Source organism: Streptomyces sp. NPDC054887 (assembly GCF_053610585.1).
Genome location: NZ_JBSGYQ010000015.1, coordinates 59,179 through 76,190, shown reverse-complemented (window position 1 = coordinate 76,190; position 17,012 = coordinate 59,179). Strand labels below are relative to the sequence as shown.

Here is a 17,012-nt window from a genome sequence, read left to right as displayed (position 1 = left end):
TCAGGCGCCTCCAAGCAGGTGGAACAACGGGGTGGAGGGGAGCGGCTCGTCGCCCTCCCAGGTGCGGGCGAGTTCGCCGACGGCGCCGAGATCGCCCAGCAGGATTCCGCCGATCAGCCGGTCGCCGCGGACGACGACCTTCCGGTACGCGCCACGGGTGGCGTCGGCGAGGCGGACGACGTCGTCGCCGGGGAGTGGATTGGTCTCGCCGAAGGCGGCGAGGTCGAGCGGCCCGGCGCCGGTGCCGGTGCCGCCGCTGTGGAGCGTGAGCCGGGTGAGGGCCCGGGTGCCGGTGTAGCGCGGCGAGGTGTCGCCCCCGTGCCCGGCGACCGCCGCCGAGGCCGTGGCGGACACCGCCGTGGCGGCCTCGGCGCGACCCGCCGGCCGCGCCGCGAGTGCGGCGGCCGGGGCGGGGTCGAGCAGCAGCGCGGCCAGGACGTCGGCCTGTTCGAGGGCGGGGCCCGCGAGACCGTATACGCGGCCGTCGTGCTCGGCGCAGTCCCCGATGGCCCGGATGTGCGGATCGGAGGTGCGCAGCTCGTCGTCGACGACGACGCCGTGGCGCACGTCGAGGCCCGCCGCCCGCGCGAGGCCGACCCGGGGTCGTACGCCGCACGCCAGCACGACGAGGTCGGCGTCGAGGGCGTACCCGTCGGCCAGTTCGACGGCCCGCACGGTGCCGGCGCCCTCGCCGGCCTCGCAGCGCAGGCCGCGCACCCGGCACTCGGTGTGGACCTCGACGCCCAGCGTCTCCAGGTGGCCGCGCAGCAGTTCGCTCGCGGCGGGGTCGAGCTGGCGCTGCATGAGGTGCTCGCCCTGCTGGGCCAGTACGACCTGGGCGCCGCGTTCCGCGAGTGCGCGGGCCGCCGAGACGCCGAGGAGGCCGCCGCCGATGACGACCGCGCGGGTGCCCTCGCGGACGGCGGCCGCCAGGGCCAGGCAGTCGTCCAGCGTGCGGAAGGGGTGGACGCCGTCGGGGAGGTCGGCGCCGAGGCCGCGCAGCGGCGGCAGGACGGGGTTGGAGCCGGTCGCGAGGACGAGCGTGCCGTACGGGACGGCGCTGCCGTCGTCGCACAGCACCACCCGCTCGGCCCGGTCGATGCGGACGACCCGCACCCCGCGCCGCACCGGCGTCGCCGGCTGGGCGATGACCTCGGGCCCGTAGCGGCCGGCGAGTACCTCGGCGAGCAGCACCCTGTTGTACGGGGCGTGCTCCTCCTCGCCGATGACGGTGACCGAGGGCGGCGGCCCCGCGGCCGTGGAGGTCCGGCGGGTCAGTTGCCGGGCCAGCCGGGCACCCGCCGTCCCGCCGCCGATCACCACGATGTCCTTGCTCATGCCAGCAGCCTGCGGGGGCGGTGTTACCCGGCCGCATCCCGTCTGTTTCCCGCGGGGAACACTGCGCTCAGCGCCACGTACACCGCGCTGTGAGGGGTGGAAGAGGGGGTGGCGGGGCGCGAGGGGCGCGAGGTCCGGCACCGCGACCGCTCCACGGCCGCCGGAACCGGCCGCCCGGCCACCGGCGCCCCCTTGAGGTTCGGCGCAAGCTCCGATGTCCCTCAAGGCCGCGGCGATCGATTGGACGCCGTACCCCCGCCGACCTAGGGTCGCGACCGTGCCCGACATATCGCTGACCACGCTCGTCCTGCTGTGCCTCGCCGCCGCCGCGGCCGGCTGGATCGACGCGGTGGTGGGCGGCGGCGGGCTGCTGCTCCTGCCCGCCCTGCTGCTCGGCCTGCCCCAGGTGCCCGCCGGGCACATCCTGGGCACCAACAAGGCCGTGGCCATCGTCGGCACGTCCGGCGCGGCCGTGACGTATCTGCGCAAGGCGCCGGTGCGGCTCGGGACGGCGGTGCGCATCGGCCTCGCGGCCCTCGCCGGCTCCATGACGGGCGCGTTCTTCGCCGCGGGGATCAGCAGCGACGTACTGCGCCCCGTGATCATGGTGGTGCTGCTCGCCGTCGCGGCCTTCGTACTCCTGCGGCCCTCCTTCGGCCGCGCCGCCGACGACGCCGGGAAGCCGGTCACCTGGGCCCGTACCGTCACCGCGATCGTCCTCGTCGGCGGCGGCATCGGCTTCTACGACGGCCTGTTCGGCCCGGGCACGGGTACGTTCCTCGTCCTCGCGCTGACCGCCGTCCTCCACCTCGACCTGGTGACCGCCTCGGCCAACGCCAAGATCGTCAACGTCTGCACCAACGCCGGCGCGCTCGCGATGTTCGCCTACCAGGGGACGGTCCTGTGGCAGCTCGCCGGCCTGATGGCACTCTTCAACCTCGCCGGCGCGACGGCGGGCGCGCGCACCGCGCTGAACAGGGGCAGCGAGTTCGTGCGCGGGGTACTGCTCGTGGTGGTCCTCTCGCTGGTCGCGAAGCTGGCCTTCGACCAGTGGGCGTAGGGGCGCGGGGCGCCTACCGCACGGCCGTCAGGTGCGCGTACGCCACCACGTTCCCCCGGTAGCCGGTCTTCTCGGAGAAGGTGCCGCCGCAGGTGATCACCCGCAGCTCCGCCTGCCCGGAGGCGGCGTACACCCGCTCCTCCGGGAAGTCCTCGCCGTCGTACACCTCGACGGCGTCGATCGTGAAGACGGCGGTACGCCCGTCCTCGCGCACCACCTCGACGGTGTGCCCCTTCCGCAGCGCGCCCAGGTGGTAGAAGACGGCCGGTCCCCGCGCGTTGTCGACGTGCCCCGCGATGACCGACGTGCCCTTGGCGCCGGGCGGCGTGCCGCCCTCGAACCAGCCGGCCAGGTTGCGGTCCCCGGCCGGCGGTACGTCCAGACTGCCGTCGGGGGCGAGGCCGAGCCGCATGACGGGCGCGTCCACCCGCACGGCGGGTATGCGGACCCGCACGGGGTCGGAGGGGCGCAGCGGTTCGGCCGGCGGGACGGTGCTCCGCGGGACGTGCCGTGATCCGGCGGCGAACGCCTCGGCGGACGACGGCCGGGGCGGGTCCTGGCCCGCGAGCCCGGTCTGGATCAGCCAGAGGCCGGTGCAGACGCCGATGGCGACGAGGCCGCCCTTCGTGCGCCGGTCCGTCATCGGTGATCACCTCCAGTCCAGCCGTGCGCAACGCCCCGCGTGCCCCCGCCCGGCTCGGGGACCGGGGGCGGAGGCACGGGGGTTTCGGCGGTACGGACGCGGGCGGCGGCGCCGGCCCTCAGCGCTCCGGCGCGCCGCTCGCCCGGCGACGCAGGAGCCAGGTACCACCGACGGCGGCGGTGACGGCCAGTACGGCCGCACCCGCCGCGATCCGGGTGGGATCGGCGTCCGCGACCCCGCCGACGCCGGTCCTCACATGGCCGGTGGGGTGCGTGGGACGGTGGGCGGGTTCCTTGCCGCCCTCGTGGTGGCCACCGTCCGGGTGACCGGCCTCGTGGTGCCGCCCCGGGTCGTGGTGGCCGGGCTCGGGCGCCGGACCGGCGGTCACGGTCAGCGTGCCCTCGGCGGTGTTGCCGTTGTCGCAGGCCACCGCGATGTCGTGGGTCCCCTCCGGGGCGTCCGGGGGAAGCCGGAACTGTCCCGTGACGGACTCCTTGTGGGTCGCCGGCCGCAGGGTGAAGTCGCCCGCCCCGACGGCGTTGGCGTCGCCCGTACCGCCGCTGTCGAAACCGCACGCGGTGGTGTTGACGGTGACGGTCTCGCCGGGACCCGCCGTGGCGGGATGCACTTCGAGCGCGTGCTGCGGAGTGTCGTTCTCGGCGTACGCGGGACCCGCGCCGAGGCCCGCCGCGGCGGCCGCCAGCGCGGTACCGGCGAGCAGAAGTGCTGGGCGCATGGTGGTTTCCTCCCGGAAGCGTCGGTACGGCACTCCCTCCGAGATAAGGCGCCGTCCGCGCCCCGCGCCTGCTGAGGCCGGGTCAGATCACCCCTCCCGCCGCCGCGCCGCACCCCGCCCGCGCGGCGTTCACCCAGGTCAGCCCCCGGGCGACGGCCCACCGGACGGCCCACTCCGACCCGCGCCCCGAACGGGTGACGCCAGGCACCCGAGAACGCGGCGCACGCGCTCCGGCGGCGGGCCCTGGGACGCGCTCGCGGGCGCGCCTCCCGGCGCCACCCGGCAGGTGCCCCTAGACGCGCTCCCGGGGCGTCGCCCCGTACGCCTTCGCGACCGTTCTCATCAGGTCCTCGTCGACCGCGAACTCCACCGCGTCGATCCGCCGCACCGGCGCCACGCCCCGCGAGCTGGTCACGAACGCCGCGCGGTACGCGCCGAGGCCGTCCAGCGACACCGGGCCCCGCACCGACGGCAGGCCGGCCCCGGGCAGGCCCGCCTCCAGCAGGGCCATGGTGACGCCGTGCAGCGAGGGGGCGTCGGGCCAGACGACCGACGTGCCGTCGTAGAACGCGATGTTCGTGACCGCTCCCTCGGTGACCACCCCGCCGTGGGCGGTCAGCAGCGCGTCGTCGAAGCCCGCCTCCCGCGCGAGCCGGCCGTGCTGGGCCTGGGCGAAGCCGCCCAGGTGCTTGAGGTGCGGGAAGGGACGCGCGTACGGGACGGACATGAGGGCCAGCGGCGTCGGCGGCATGGCGGCGGGCGGGCGGACGGTGACCATCAGCGTGACCGCCTCCGCGCCCGGCGCCCGGAACACGTACACCCGCACGGCGGCGTCGTGCGTCCCGGCCCCGTCGAGCGCGTGCCGCACCCGCTCGCGCACCAGCTCCCCGCCGAGTCCGGCGCCGAACATCTCGCGGGTGGCGGCGTCGAGCCGCGCGAGGTGCAGTGCCAGTCCGCGCACCCCTCCGCCGCACACCTGCATCGCGGTGAAGTGACCGTGACCGCCGTACAGGGCGGGCACGAGGAGGTCGTCGGCCGTGGCGGCCCGGCGGCCGTCGATCTCGACGTACGGGGCGGCGGCAGCGTCGGGCGTGGTCATGGCCACCACCGTAGAGGGGTGGCGGCCGTCGGCCCGCGGTGGCCGGCCCGCTCCGTCCGGCGCGCGGGAGACGCCCAACGGGAGAGACTTGACCTCAACCTTGGTTGAGATACGAGTCTTGCCCGCATGGACTCCACCACGCGCGAATCCGCCCCCGCCACGCCCGCGTCCGCCGGGGCCGGCGGCCCCGCCGACGCCTCCGCCGCACCCCTGCGCGTCGTCGTCGTCGTCGCCAGCAACCGGGAGGGCCGCTTCGCCCCCGTCGTCACCGACTGGTTCCTCTCCCGCGCCGCCGAGCACGACGACCTCGACGTCGACGTACTCGACCTGGCCCGCATCGACCTGCCGACCGCCCTGTCGTTTAACCCGTCCGACGAGGTGAGGGCAGTACTCGCCGAGACCTCGCCGCGGCTCGCCGCCGCCGACGCCTTCGTCGTCGTCACCCCCGAGTACAACCACTCCTTCCCCGCCGCCCTCAAGAACCTCATCGACTGGCACCGCGACGAGTGGCACGCCAAGCCCGTCGGCTTCGTCTCCTACGGCGGGATGTCCGGCGGTCTGCGGGCCGTCGAGCAACTGCGCCAGGTCTTCGCCGAGATGCACGCCACCACCGTGCGGGACACCGTCAGCTTCCACGGGGCGTGGTCCCACTTCGACGTGGACGGCCGCCACAAGGACCCGTCCGGTCACGACACCGCCGCCAAGGCGCTGCTGGACCGGCTCACCTGGTGGGCGCGCGCCCTGCGCGACGCCAGGACCGCCTGTCCGTACGCCGCCTGAGCGGCGCGGCGGCGTCCCGCCGTCCGGACCGGGACCGCGCACGGCGCCGTGGGGGCCGGCAGCGCGCCACCCCTGCCGGCGCGGGCTTGAGACCATGGACGGGCCGCGAACGAGGGAGAACGCCATGGCCGAATGGCTGACCGTGCAGACCACGACCGACACCCGCGACAAGGCGCTCGCGCTGGCGCGGGGAGCCGTCGAGGCGCGGCTGGCGGCCTGCGCGCAGGTCGGCGGCCCGCTGACCTCCGTCTACCGGTGGAAGGGGGAGACGGAGACCGCCGAGGAGTGGCAGGTCGTGTTCAAGACCGCGGGCGCACGGTACGAGGAACTGGAGGCGCACCTGCGGGCCGCGCACGACTACGAGACGCCGGAGATCGTCGCCACGGCCCTGGTGCGCGGCAGCGCCCAGTACCTGGCGTGGGTCGGCGAGGAGACCGCCTCCGCCTGAGGGGGATCACTCCCCCTCGCGTTCGATCCGTACCGCGCACACCTTGAACTCCGGCATCCGGGACGTCGGGTCCAGCGCCGGGTTCGTCAGCGTGTTGGTACGCCCCTCGCCCGGCCAGTGGAACGGCATGAAGACCGTGTCCGAGCGGATCGCCTCGGTGATCCGGGCCGGCGCGACCGCCCGCCCGCGCCGGGACACCACCGTCAGCCGGTCGCCCTCGGCCACGCCGAGGCGCTGCGCGAGCCGGGGATGCAGTTCGACGAAGGGGCCGGGCGCGGCCGCGTTCAGCTCGTCGACGCGGCGGGTCTGGGCGCCCGACTGGTACTGCGCGACGACCCGGCCGGTGGTGAGCAGCACCGGGTACTCGGCGTCCGTCTCCTCCGCCGCCGGGCGGTGCACGACCGGGACGAAACGGGCGCGTCCGTCCTCGGTGGCGAACCGGTCGAGGAAGAGCCGGGGTGTCCCCGGGTGCGGTGCGGCGGGCCGCTCGGCGTCCGGTGACGCGTCCGCCGTCGTGTCGGGGCAGGGCCAGAAGACACCGTCCTCCTCGGCGATCCGGCGGTACGAGATCCCCGAATAGTCGGCGGGGCCGCCCGCCGAGGCGCGGCGCAGCTCGTCGAAGACCTCCTCGGGGTCCACGGGGAAGCCCTTCTCGTGGCCGAGCAGCGCCGCCAGCGCGTGCAGCACCTCCAGGTCCGTGCGTACGCCGGGCGGCGGTGTGACGGCCTTGCGCCGCAGCAGCACGCGCCCCTCCAGATTCGTGGTCGTACCCGTCTCCTCGGCCCACTGGGTGACGGGCAGGACGACGTCGGCCAGCGCCGCCGTCTCCGACAGGACGACGTCCGCGACGGCGAGGAAGTCCAGCGAGCGCAGGCGCTCCTCGACGTGGGCGGCGCGCGGCGCCGAGACGACCGGGTTCGAGCCCATCAGCAGGAGCGACTTGATGTCGCCGCCGAGCGCGTCGAGCAGTTCGTACGCGCTGCGGCCCGGGCCGGGGAGGCTGTCCGGGTCCACTCCCCACACCCCGGCGACGTGCTCGCGCGCGGCCGGGTCGGTGAGCTTGCGGTAGCCGGGCAGCTGGTCGGCCTTCTGGCCGTGCTCGCGGCCGCCCTGCCCGTTGCCCTGGCCGGTGAGGCAGCCGTATCCGGAGTTCGGGCGGCCGGCGTGGCCGGTGGCCAGGCAGAGGTTGATCCAGGCGCCGACCGTGTCGGTGCCCTTGGACTGCTGCTCGGGGCCGCGCGCGGTCAGCACCATGCCGGTCCCGGCGTCGCAGAACATGCGTACGGCGTCGCGCAGTTGCGGCACCGGTACGCCCGTGAGGCGCTCGACGAGCTCGGGCCAGTGCGCCATGGCCGCGGCCCGCGCCTCGTCCCAGCCGGTGGTGCGCTCCCGGATGAAGTCCTCGTCGGTACGGCCCTCGGCCACGACGAGGTGCAGCAGCCCCAGCGCGAGCGCCAGGTCGGTGCCGGGGCGCGGGGCGAGGTGCAGGTCGGCCTGCTCGGCGGTACGGGTGCGGCGCGGGTCGACGACGATGAGCCTGCCGCCGTTCGCCTTCAGCTCGGTGAGGTAGCGCAGTGCGGGCGGCATCGTCTCCGCGAGGTTCGAGCCGACGAGGATCACGCAGCCGGTGCGCGGGATGTCCTCCAGCGGGAAGGGCAGGCCCCGGTCGAGGCCGAACGCCCGCTGGTGGGCGGCGGCGGCCGACGACATGCAGAACCGGCCGTTGTAGTCGATCTGCGAGGTGGACAGCACGACGCGGGCGAACTTGCCGAGGGCGTACGCCTTCTCGTTGGTGAGCCCGCCGCCCCCGAAGACGCCGACGGCGTCGGGGCCGTACGCCCGTTGTGTACGGCCGAGCCCTTCGGCGATCTTTCCGAGAGCCTCCTCCCAGGTGGCCGGTTCCAGCCTGCCGGTGGCGGGGCGACGGACCAGTGGCTCGGTCAGGCGCACCCGGGAGGAGAGCACGGCGGGGGCCGTACGGCCCTTGCCGCACAGCGCGCCCCGGTTGACCGGGAAGTCCGTACGCTCGACGACTTCCACCACGTCGTCGCCCGCGGTGGCACGCAGGTTCATGCCGCACTGGAGCGCGCAGTACGGGCAGTGGGTGGGGGTCGACGGCGGGGCCGGGGCGGGGGAGGTGCGGGGCATGCCGTCAGCATGCGACGGCGGTGTTACGGCGACGGGCGCCGGGTGTTACGCCCCCGGTACACCGGGCTCAGCCACGGGCCGCGCGCACGGTGAGGTACGGCCGCCGTCCACCGGTGCCCCTGGGACCACGGGACGCACCCACCGCCGCACGAGCCCGGCGCACGCCCCGTGCCCCCGTGGCCGCTCGGCCCGCCGCGCCGGAGTGTTCGGCAACCGGCGGGCGTCGCTCCGTCAGCGCCCCGCCGCCTCGGCCAGTGCTTCCGTCACACCCGTCTCCTGACGCCCCAGGAACTGCGGATCGGGCGCGGTGGCGGCGTCCAGCGCCGCCTTGCCGGCCGCGAGGATCTCCCGTACGCCGCCGTAGTACCAGGTCGCGTCACGCCGGGCGTCGACCCCGACGCCGAGCGCGTCGATCCCGGCCGCCCGGCACAGCCCGATCGCCCGGCGGATGTGGAACCCCTGGCTGACCAGCACGGCCCGGTCCACCCCGAAGATCTTCTTGGCGCGCACGCACGAGTCCCAGGTGTCGAAGCCCGCGAAGTCGCTGACGATCCGCCGGTCGGGCACCCCCTGCTCGACCAGGTAGGCGCGCATGGCGTCCGGTTCGTCGTACTCCGTGCGGCTGTTGTCCCCGGTGACCAGCACGACCTTGGCCCTGCCGGTCCGGTACAGCTCGGCCGCCGTGTCGAGGCGGTTCGCCAGGTACGGCGAAGGGCCGCCCCGCCACAGGCCCGCCCCGAAGACGACGACCACGTCACGGGCGGGAACGTCCGCCGCCGTCCGCACCCGGCTGTCGGCCACCGCGTGCAGCCATGTCGCGGGAGCGAGCGCGCACACGGCGGCGAGCACGAGGGCCTGCACGGTACGCCGCTGGGCGCGGCGCGTGCGGGGTATGAGGCGCGGGCCTGCCCGGCCCGCCCATCGCCGCGCCGCGCCCCATCCTCTCGCCAGGGCCCGTGCGGGCGCTGGCGCGCGTCCCTCGTCGCCCGTACTCGTTCCGCCTCGTGCGCCGCCCCAGGAAATTCGCATGCTTCTGCCCGCCCCCGACTGGAATGCTTCCGCCATGTCGAGACAATTCTGGCCCCTCTACGGCCTGCGGATCACGACCCCGCGTCTGGAGCTGATGCTTCCGGACGGCGAGGTGCTCGACGAGCTGGCCGCCGTCGCGGCCGGCGGGGTGCACGACGAGGCGTCGATGCCGTTCTCCGTGCCGTGGACCGACGGGTCGCCGCAGGACCGGGCGCGGGCGACCTTCCAGCACGTACTGGGCACCGTCGCGCAGTGGACGCCGCAGCAGTGGACGCTCAGCCTCGCCGTGCGGTGCGGCGGCCGGACCGTCGGCCGCCAGGACCTGATGACGGAGGACTTTCCCGTGACCCGGGAGGGCGAGACCGGCTCCTGGCTGGGCCGTGCGCACCACGGGCGCGGCATCGGCACCGAGATGCGGGCGGCCATGCTGCACCTGGCGTTCGAGGGCCTGGGCGCGCGGCACGTCACGTCCGGCGCGATGGTGGACAATCCGGCCTCCCTGCGGGTCTCGGAGAAGCTCGGCTACCGCCCCGACGGGCTGCTGGTGGAGTCGGTGCGGGGCGAGGCCAGGACGGTGCGGCGGCTGCGGCTGACCCGCGAGGACTGGGAGGCGCACCGCACCGTGCCGGTGGAGGTGGCGGGCCTGGAGCCGTGCCGGGAGCTCTTCGGGGTGCTGCCGTAGCAGGGGCCCGCCCCGGGCCGCCTGACATCGCCGCCGCACCGCCCGTGAGGCTGCGGAAAACACCCGTCACCGCCGCGCAACGAGGCGGCAACGTGCGCCCGGCAGTATCGGTCCATGACCGAGTCGGCAGCCCCCCGCGCGTCACTTGACCTCGACAGTACGGCGCAACTGCTCACCCGCGTCACCGCCCAGCTCGGCGCGCAGCTGAGCCACGTCTCCCTGAACGGAACCCGCCGTCCGATGACCCCGCACCCCCACCCGCCCCGGGCCCCCTCCCCGCCCGGCCCGCCCACCCTCGTTGCCGTCGCCCACGGCAGCCGCGACCCCGGGGCCCTGCGCACCGTCACCGCGCTGCTGGAGCGCGTACGGGAGCTGCGGCCGGGCCTCGACGTACGGCTCGGGCACATCGAGCTCAACGAGCCGCTGCTCACCGGCGCCCTCGCGGACCTGGACCCGGGCGAGACCGTGCTCGTACCGCTGCTCCTCGGCCGCGGCTACCACGTCAAGCACGACCTGCCCGAGGCCGCCGCCACCGCCCCCCACCTGCGCACCCGCATCGCCGCCCCGCTCGGCCCGCACCCCCTGCTCGTCGAGGCGCTGTACGCCCGCCTGACGGAGGCCGGCTGGCGGCCCGGCGACTCGGCGCACCGGGGCAGCGGCGTCGTCCTGGCCGCCGCCGGCTCCCGCGACCCGCAGTCGGCCGTCGACACCCGCCGCACCGCGGCCCTGCTCAGCGAACGCCTCGGGGGCGTCCCCGTCCTCCCCGCCTACGCGTCCGCCGCCGCACCCACGGTCCGCGACGCCCTTCGCGCCCTCGCCGCGCGCGGCCGCCACCGGACGGCCGTCGCCTCGTACTTCGCCGCACCGGGCCGCTTCGCCTCGCAGTGCGCCGCCGCCGCGCCCTGGATCGCGTCCGCGCCGCTCGGCGCCCACCCGGCCCTGGCCCGGCTCGTCCTGCACCGCTACGACCAGGCGCTCGCCGCCCCCGCCCCGGCGCCCCGGCGCCAACTGGCGTCCGCCTGAGCCCCGGCTGTCACTGCCTGCGTCTACTGTCGGTGCATGGCAGGCACCGCGCACGAACACCCCCACGCCGACGACCGGCACGACCGGACCCCTCCCCACGCCGCACTCGACGCCGCCCACTACGACGGGGTCGCCACCGAGCGCTGGGCCGCCGAGCCCGACAAACGGCCCGGCAGGACCGCCTTCCAGCGCGACCGCGCCCGCGTCCTGCACTCCGCCTCGCTGCGCCGCCTCGCGGGCAAGACCCAGGTGGTCACCCCCGGCTCCAGCAGCCAGGTCTGGGACGCCAGCCCGCGCACCCGCCTCACGCACTCCCTCGAATGCGCCCAGGTCGGCCGGGAACTGGGGGCCGCGCTCGGCTGCGACCCCGACCTCGTCGAGGCGGCCTGCCTCTCCCACGACATGGGCCACCCGCCCTTCGGCCACAACGGCGAGCAGGCGCTCAACGACTTCGCCAAGGACTGCGGCGGCTTCGAGGGCAACGCCCAGTCGCTCCGCCTCCTGACCCGCCTGGAGCCCAAGCGCTTCGTACCGTCCGCGGAGAGCGGCGAGATGGTCAGCGTCGGCCTCAACCTCACCCGCGCCGCCCTCGACGCCGCCACGAAGTACCCCTGGCCGCGCGGCGGCCACCCCGTCGACCCCGGCTCGGTGAAGTTCGGCGTCTACGACGACGACCGCCCCGTCTTCGACTGGGTCCGCCGGAGCGCGCCCGCCCACCGGCAGTGCTTCGAGGCCCAGGTCATGGACTGGTCCGACGACGTGGCGTACTCGGTGCACGACTTCGAGGACGGTCTGCACGCCGGCCACCTCGACCCGAACTGCCTGTTCGCCGAGCCCGAGCGGCAGGAGATCTTCGCGGTGGCGATCGGCAGGTACGTACCGCACGACACCAGCCCCGACGAGCTGGCGGCGGCCCTCGACCGCCTCCTCGACGAGGAGTGGTGGCCGCACGGCTACGACGGTTCGGCCGTCGCGCAGGCCCGGCTGAAGGACGCCACCAGCCAGCTCATCGGCCGCTTCTGCCTGTCCGCCGAGGGCGCGACCCGCCAGGCGTACGGCACGGGCAGGCTCACCCGCTACGCCGCCGAGCTGGTCGTCCCGCGCGAGGTCCGCCACGAGTGCGCCGTCCTCAAGGCCGTCGCCGACCGCTACGTCATGCAGCGCGACGAACAGGAACGGCTCCGCGCCGACCAGCGCGTCGTCATCGCCGAGCTCGCCGAGGCGCTCACGGCCCGCGCGCCCGACGGCCTCGACCCCCAGTTCCGGGCGCTCTTCGCCGGGGCGGCCGACGACCGGGCCCGCAAGCGCGTGATCGTCGACCAGATCGCGTGCTTCACCGACGCCGCCGCCCGGTCCCTGCACGCCCGGCTCACGGCCCCGAGGGGCCGCCGTTCATGAGGGCGTCGCCCAGCACGGTCCGCCGGTGCAGCACGCGGCTGCCGTGCCGCTCCGAGGCGACCAGTCCCGCCTCCCGCAGCACCGTCGCGTGCCGGCTCGCCGTGGACAGCGTCAGCCGCAGTACGCCGCCGAGCTGCGTGGTGGTCATCGGCCGCCCCAGCACGTCGAGGACGGCCGCCCGGGTGTGGCCGATGAGTTGCGCGACCGGCAGCCCGGCCGCCCGGGACCCCGGCTCCTCGGAGCCGTGCCCCCGGGCGAGGGCCAGCCACCCGGGATCCGGTGTCAGGGGGTGGACCAGTACGGGGGGCAGCTCCTCGTCGGCCAGCGCTGTCGGGTGCCGGATGCAGAAGAACGAGGGGATCATCGTCAACGACCGCCCGCCCAGTTCCAGTTGCTTGTCGACCGGGTAGCCGGTCTCCAGCACCCCGTCGTCGCGCCAGGCGAAGTCGTCGTAACTGGCCAGCAGGCCCTCGGGCCCGCGCGACAGAGCGGCCTCCGCCCGCACGGGACGGTCGGCGTCCACCGCCGACATGATCACGTCCCGGTACGGCTCGACCGCCACCGCGTAGTACCGCCGCAGCGAGTCGGCCAGCCGCTCCAGCGTCTCCACGTCGCCCTCGGCGAGCCGCCGCGCGACCTGGGGCACGGGGCCGTCGGCGAAGAGCCGCCCGAGCTCCGCGCTCATCCGGGCGGCGGGTGTGGACAGCACGTGGTCGAGGCCGGTCTCCAGGTCCGGGATGCCCCGGCCGGGCGTCAGGAAGTCGGGGAGGTACGCCGCGCACGGGTACAGGCGGTGCAGCGAGGCCACCGTCCGGGTGAGCCCCGCGCGGGCGATCGCCGCGCGCACCTCGCGCCGCCAGGGATCGAAAACCAGTGCGCCCTGCCGGTTCTGCAGCAGGTGCAGGCTGTTCACGATCTCCCACAGCGGGTCGGGCCGTGCGGCCACCCGCAGCCGGTTCAGATCCTCGGTGGTGAAGTGGATGCGTAACATGCGCCCCCCACGCCGCGTCGTGCCCCGCGACCTGTCCGCCGGTGCGACTCCGGTGCGTACGTACCCGCGAGCGTACGCATCACCCACCGGAACGGTGGGTTCCCTTTGCGTTGTGCACGAAAGCTGCCCGAGGTGTCCACATCGGCGTGACGCTTGTCGCGAGGTGGCCGCGGGCTGTCAACGGGGGAGACGTCCGCGGCCACCTCCCGCCCGTTCCGCGCGCCCGAGCCCTCCTCGCCCGCCCGCGCCGGCCATCTCCCGGCCACCCCCGCGACACGCCAGCGGCCCCCCTCCCTCTTCCCCCGCCACGCTCCGTGCGGGAGGCTCGAACACGGCGGCGTAGCGTGTGGGCAGGCACAGAGGAGGCACAAGTGGTCGACGCAGATCTGACGTTCGTCATCGTCGGTGGGGGACTGGCGGGGGCGAAGGCGGCCGAGACTCTCCGCGGCGAGGGGTTCACCGGCCGGGTGATCCTCATCGGGGACGAACGGGAGCATCCCTACGAACGCCCGCCCCTGTCCAAGGGCTTCCTGACCGGCAAGGAGGAGCGCGACAGCGTCTTCGTCCACGAACCGGCCTGGTACGCGCAGGCCGACATCGAGCTCCACCTCGGCCAGCCCGTCGTGCACGTGGACCGCGCCACGAAGACGGTCCGGCTCGGCGACGGCACCGCCGTGCGCTACGACAAGCTGCTGCTCGCGACCGGAGCGGAACCGCGCCGCCTCGACATCCCCGGCACCGGGCTCGTCGGCGTCCACCACCTGCGCCGCCTCGCCCACTCCGAGCGATTGCGCGGTGTCCTGGCCTCGCTCGGCCGCGACAACGGGCACCTCGTCATCGCCGGCGGGGGCTGGATCGGACTGGAAGTCGCCGCCGCCGCGCGCGGTTACGGCGCCGAGGTGACCGTCGTCGAGCCCGCGCCCACACCCCTGCACCAGGTCGTCGGACCCGAACTGGGGCAGCTCTTCACCGACCTGCACGAGGAGCACGGCGTCCGGTTCCACTTCGGCGCCCGGCTCACGGAGATCACCGGCCAGGACGGCATGGTCCTCGCCGCCCGCACCGACGACGGCGAGGAGCACCCCGCCCATGCCGTGCTCGCCGCGATCGGGGCCGCCCCCCGCACCGCCCTCGCCGAGGCCGCGGGCCTGACCCTCGCCGACGGCACCGGCGGCGTCGCCGTGGACGCCTCGCTGCGCACCTCCGATCCCGACATCTACGCGGCGGGCGACGTCGCGTCGGCGCACCATCCGCTCCTGGGCACACCGCTGCGCGTCGAGCACTGGGCCAACGCCCTGAACGGCGGCCCGGCCGCCGCCCGCGCCATGCTCGGCCAGGACGTGTCGTACGACCGCGTCCCGTACTTCTTCTCCGACCAGTACGACCTCGGGCTGGAGTACTCCGGCTGGGCGCCCCCCGGCTCGTACGACCAGGTCATCGCCCGGGGTGACGTGGGACGCCGCGAGTTCGTCGCCTTCTGGCTGAAGGACGGGCGGGTCCTGGCCGGCATGAACGTCAATGTGTGGGACGTCACCCAGCCGATCCAGGAGCTGATCCGCACGGGCGTCGAGGTCGACCCGAACGCCCTCGCCGACCCGTCCGTGCCCCTCGGCTCCCTGGCGGCCTGACCGCGACGGGACCCCGTCCCCGCCGGACGGCGGCGGCCGTACCGGCAGGACTGTCCGAGCGCCGCCGTACACTTCACGCGTGGCAGGCAGGATCAACGATGACGACGTGAAGGCGGTCCGGGACGCGGTCCCGATCGACGCCGTTGTTTCCGAGTACCTCCAGCTCCGCAGCGCCGGCGGCGGCAATCTGAAGGGCCTGTGCCCCTTCCACGACGAGAAGTCCCCGTCCTTCCAGGTCAGCCCGAGCAAGGGGCTCTTCCACTGCTTCGGCTGCCAGGAAGGCGGCGACACGATCGCCTTCGTGATGAAGATCGACCACCTCTCCTTCTCCGAGACGGTCGAGCGCCTCGCCGCCCTGGCGGGCATCACCCTGCGGTACGAGGAGGGCGGCTACAACCCCACGCACCAGCGCGGCGAGCGCGTCCGCCTGGTCGAGGCGCACAAGGCCGCCGCGCAGTTCTACGTCGAGCAGCTCGACTCCGCCGAGGCCGAGATCGGCCGGAAGTTCCTGGCGGAGCGCGGCTTCGACCAGAGCGCCGCCGAGCACTTCGGCGTCGGCTACAGCCCGGCCGGCTGGGACCACCTCACCCGCTATCTGCGCGGCAAGGGCTTCTCCGACAAGGAGCTGACCCTCTCCGGCCTCTCCCAGGAGGGCCGCCGCGGCCCCATCGACCGCTTCCGGGGCCGCCTGATGTGGCCGATCCGCGACATCACCGGCGAGGTCGTCGGATTCGGCGCGCGCAAGCTGCGCGACGACGACAACGGCCCCAAGTACCTGAACACCCCCGAGACGGCGATCTACAAGAAGTCGCAGGTCCTGTACGGCATCGACCTGGCCAAGAAGGAGATCGCCCGGACCAGCAGGGCGGTGGTCGTCGAGGGGTACACCGACGTCATGGCCTGCCACCTGGCCGGCGTCACCACCGCGATCGCCACCTGCGGCACGTCCTTCGGCGGCGACCACATCAAGATCCTGCGCCGCCTCCTCATGGACAACGCCTCGGCCGAGGTCGTCTTCACCTTCGACGGCGACGCGGCCGGCCAGAAGGCGGCGCTGCGCGCGTTCGAGGACGACCAGAAGTTCGCCGCCGAGACGTCCATCGCCATCACGCCCGGCGGCATGGACCCCTGCGACCTGCGGCTCGCCAAGGGCGACGCGGCCGTGGCGTCCCTCGTCGAGACCCGCACGCCGCTCTTCGAGTTCGCGATCCGCCATGTCGTCTCCCGGCACAACCTGGAGACGCCGGCCGGCCGGGCCGCCGCGCTCGACGAGGCCGCGCCCATCGTCGCCAACATCAAGAACATCGCGATCCAGCACGAGTCCGCCGTCCAGCTCGCGGGCATCCTCGGCATCCTCGACACCCAGTTCGTGGTCAAGCGCGTCGCCCAGCTCGCCCGCTGGGCGCGCGACCGGGGCGGCCGCGGCCCCGCCGCCCCGCAGGACCGCCGCCCCACCCCCTCGTACGACGCGGCCCCCGCCGCCCACAGCGGCCCCGCGCTGAACCTGCGCAGCCCCGCGCACCGCACCGAGCGGGAGCTGCTGAAGCTCGCCCTCCAGCGCCCCGAGCTGGTCTCCCCGGCGTTCGACGCGTACGGGGCCGACGAGTTCACCGCCCCGCCGTACGCCGCCGTGCGCCAGGTCATCGAGGAGGCGGGAGGCGCGGAGCAGGGCGCGCTGAACGCCTCCGACTACCTCGCCCAGGTCCGCGAGGCCGCGCCCAACGACACGGTGCGCGCGCTGGTCACCGAGCTCGCCGTCGAGCCGATCATGCGCAAGACCGTCGACGAGATCTACGCGGGCGAGCAGCTGATCCGGGTCAGGCTGCGGGCGGTCGACCGGCGCATCCTCGACGTCCAGGGCACCCTGGCCCGCCTCGGCGGCCCGCACGCCGACCCGGAGCAACTGGCCGCGGTCCAGAACGAGTTGTGGGTGCTCCAGCAGTACGCCCAGTCCCTGCGGAGTCACGGCGCGGCGGCGCTCTGACGCGTGCCGCCCGCGACCGTGCCGC

At 74.9% G+C, this 17,012-nt stretch carries 15 protein-coding genes; 8 read left to right on the top strand and 7 right to left on the bottom strand.

What is annotated here, in order from left to right; all coding sequences use genetic code 11:
- Entirely contained in the window at positions 1 to 1,338 is a 1,338-nt protein-coding gene (locus ACWGH0_RS11495) for an NAD(P)/FAD-dependent oxidoreductase (RefSeq protein ID WP_453403949.1), read from the bottom strand.
- A 277-nt stretch (positions 1,339 to 1,615) separates the two neighbouring features.
- Between ACWGH0_RS11495 and ACWGH0_RS11490 the strand changes: the two genes are divergently transcribed.
- Positions 1,616 to 2,398, top strand: coding sequence for a sulfite exporter TauE/SafE family protein (locus ACWGH0_RS11490; RefSeq protein ID WP_453403948.1), 783 nt, complete (start codon positions 1,616 to 1,618; stop codon positions 2,396 to 2,398).
- A 13-nt stretch (positions 2,399 to 2,411) separates the two neighbouring features.
- Here ACWGH0_RS11490 and ACWGH0_RS11485 read toward each other — a convergent pair whose 3' ends face one another.
- The 3 genes from ACWGH0_RS11485 to ACWGH0_RS11475 all read right to left on the bottom strand — a co-directional run bounded on the left by ACWGH0_RS11485 (position 2,412) and on the right by ACWGH0_RS11475 (position 4,876).
- Positions 2,412 to 3,041, bottom strand: coding sequence for a class F sortase (locus tag ACWGH0_RS11485; RefSeq protein WP_453403947.1), 630 nt, complete (start codon positions 3,039 to 3,041; stop codon positions 2,412 to 2,414).
- Between the two features lie 118 nt (positions 3,042 to 3,159).
- Entirely contained in the window at positions 3,160 to 3,777 is a 618-nt protein-coding gene (locus tag ACWGH0_RS11480; RefSeq protein ID WP_453403946.1) for a hypothetical protein, read from the bottom strand.
- A 292-nt stretch (positions 3,778 to 4,069) separates the two neighbouring features.
- Positions 4,070 to 4,876 carry an aminotransferase class IV gene (locus ACWGH0_RS11475; protein WP_453403945.1) on the bottom strand — a complete coding sequence of 269 codons (807 nt, stop codon included), beginning with the start codon at positions 4,874 to 4,876 and terminating at the stop codon, positions 4,070 to 4,072.
- 126 nt (positions 4,877 to 5,002) lie between these two features.
- Here ACWGH0_RS11475 and ACWGH0_RS11470 point away from each other — a divergent pair, with 126 nt between their 5' ends.
- A complete protein-coding gene (locus tag ACWGH0_RS11470) occupies positions 5,003 to 5,656 on the top strand; it encodes an NADPH-dependent FMN reductase (RefSeq protein ID WP_453403944.1) in 654 nt (217 codons plus the stop codon).
- A gap of 124 nt (positions 5,657 to 5,780) precedes the next feature.
- Positions 5,781 to 6,104: a divalent-cation tolerance protein CutA gene (gene cutA / locus ACWGH0_RS11465; RefSeq protein WP_453403943.1), complete on the top strand. Its 324-nt coding sequence runs from the start codon at positions 5,781 to 5,783 to the stop codon at positions 6,102 to 6,104.
- 6 nt (positions 6,105 to 6,110) lie between these two features.
- Here cutA and ACWGH0_RS11460 read toward each other — a convergent pair whose 3' ends face one another.
- Both ACWGH0_RS11460 and ACWGH0_RS11455 read right to left on the bottom strand, forming a co-directional pair.
- A complete protein-coding gene (locus ACWGH0_RS11460; RefSeq protein WP_453403942.1) occupies positions 6,111 to 8,252 on the bottom strand; it encodes a molybdopterin oxidoreductase family protein in 2,142 nt (713 codons plus the stop codon).
- Positions 8,253 to 8,483: 231 nt separating this feature from the next.
- A complete protein-coding gene (locus ACWGH0_RS11455) occupies positions 8,484 to 9,281 on the bottom strand; it encodes a SanA/YdcF family protein (RefSeq protein WP_453404001.1) in 798 nt (265 codons plus the stop codon).
- A gap of 34 nt (positions 9,282 to 9,315) precedes the next feature.
- Here ACWGH0_RS11455 and ACWGH0_RS11450 point away from each other — a divergent pair, with 34 nt between their 5' ends.
- The 3 genes from ACWGH0_RS11450 to ACWGH0_RS11440 all read left to right on the top strand — a co-directional run bounded on the left by ACWGH0_RS11450 (position 9,316) and on the right by ACWGH0_RS11440 (position 12,384).
- A complete protein-coding gene (locus tag ACWGH0_RS11450) occupies positions 9,316 to 9,963 on the top strand; it encodes a GNAT family N-acetyltransferase (RefSeq protein ID WP_453403941.1) in 648 nt (215 codons plus the stop codon).
- 114 nt (positions 9,964 to 10,077) lie between these two features.
- Positions 10,078 to 10,986, top strand: a complete 909-nt coding sequence (locus ACWGH0_RS11445; RefSeq protein WP_453403940.1) for a sirohydrochlorin chelatase — start codon at positions 10,078 to 10,080, stop codon at positions 10,984 to 10,986.
- Between the two features lie 36 nt (positions 10,987 to 11,022).
- Positions 11,023 to 12,384 carry a deoxyguanosinetriphosphate triphosphohydrolase gene (locus ACWGH0_RS11440; protein ID WP_453403939.1) on the top strand — a complete coding sequence of 454 codons (1,362 nt, stop codon included), beginning with the start codon at positions 11,023 to 11,025 and terminating at the stop codon, positions 12,382 to 12,384.
- Here ACWGH0_RS11440 and ACWGH0_RS11435 read toward each other — a convergent pair.
- Positions 12,356 to 13,375, bottom strand: coding sequence for an ArsR/SmtB family transcription factor (locus ACWGH0_RS11435; RefSeq protein WP_453403938.1), 1,020 nt, complete (start codon positions 13,373 to 13,375; stop codon positions 12,356 to 12,358). The genes ACWGH0_RS11440 and ACWGH0_RS11435 overlap by 29 nt on opposite strands.
- 371 nt (positions 13,376 to 13,746) lie before the next feature.
- Between ACWGH0_RS11435 and ACWGH0_RS11430 the strand changes: the two genes are divergently transcribed.
- Together ACWGH0_RS11430 and dnaG are read left to right on the top strand one after the other, a co-directional pair.
- Positions 13,747 to 15,003, top strand: a complete 1,257-nt coding sequence (locus ACWGH0_RS11430; RefSeq protein WP_453403937.1) for an NAD(P)/FAD-dependent oxidoreductase — start codon at positions 13,747 to 13,749, stop codon at positions 15,001 to 15,003.
- A gap of 79 nt (positions 15,004 to 15,082) precedes the next feature.
- Positions 15,083 to 16,987, top strand: a complete 1,905-nt coding sequence (gene dnaG / locus ACWGH0_RS11425) for a DNA primase (RefSeq protein WP_453403936.1) — start codon at positions 15,083 to 15,085, stop codon at positions 16,985 to 16,987.
- The last annotated feature ends 25 nt before the right edge of the window (positions 16,988 to 17,012 follow it).

Bases quoted from the DNA above. Each gene is read 5' to 3' on its own strand.
- ACWGH0_RS11495 (WP_453403949.1), bottom strand. From the start codon at position 1,338: ATGAGCAAGGACATCGTGGTGATCGGCGGCGGGACGGCGGGTGCCCGG.
- ACWGH0_RS11485 (WP_453403947.1), bottom strand. From the start codon at position 3,041: ATGACGGACCGGCGCACGAAGGGCGGCCTCGTCGCCATCGGCGTCTGC.
- ACWGH0_RS11480 (WP_453403946.1), bottom strand. From the start codon at position 3,777: ATGCGCCCAGCACTTCTGCTCGCCGGTACCGCGCTGGCGGCCGCCGCG.
- ACWGH0_RS11475 (WP_453403945.1), bottom strand. From the start codon at position 4,876: ATGACCACGCCCGACGCTGCCGCCGCCCCGTACGTCGAGATCGACGGC.
- ACWGH0_RS11470 (WP_453403944.1), top strand. From the start codon at position 5,003: ATGGACTCCACCACGCGCGAATCCGCCCCCGCCACGCCCGCGTCCGCC.
- cutA (WP_453403943.1), top strand. From the start codon at position 5,781: ATGGCCGAATGGCTGACCGTGCAGACCACGACCGACACCCGCGACAAG.
- ACWGH0_RS11460 (WP_453403942.1), bottom strand. From the start codon at position 8,252: ATGCCCCGCACCTCCCCCGCCCCGGCCCCGCCGTCGACCCCCACCCAC.
- ACWGH0_RS11455 (WP_453404001.1), bottom strand. From the start codon at position 9,281: ATGCGAATTTCCTGGGGCGGCGCACGAGGCGGAACGAGTACGGGCGAC.
- ACWGH0_RS11450 (WP_453403941.1), top strand. From the start codon at position 9,316: ATGTCGAGACAATTCTGGCCCCTCTACGGCCTGCGGATCACGACCCCG.
- ACWGH0_RS11445 (WP_453403940.1), top strand. From the start codon at position 10,078: ATGACCGAGTCGGCAGCCCCCCGCGCGTCACTTGACCTCGACAGTACG.
- ACWGH0_RS11440 (WP_453403939.1), top strand. From the start codon at position 11,023: ATGGCAGGCACCGCGCACGAACACCCCCACGCCGACGACCGGCACGAC.
- ACWGH0_RS11435 (WP_453403938.1), bottom strand. From the start codon at position 13,375: ATGTTACGCATCCACTTCACCACCGAGGATCTGAACCGGCTGCGGGTG.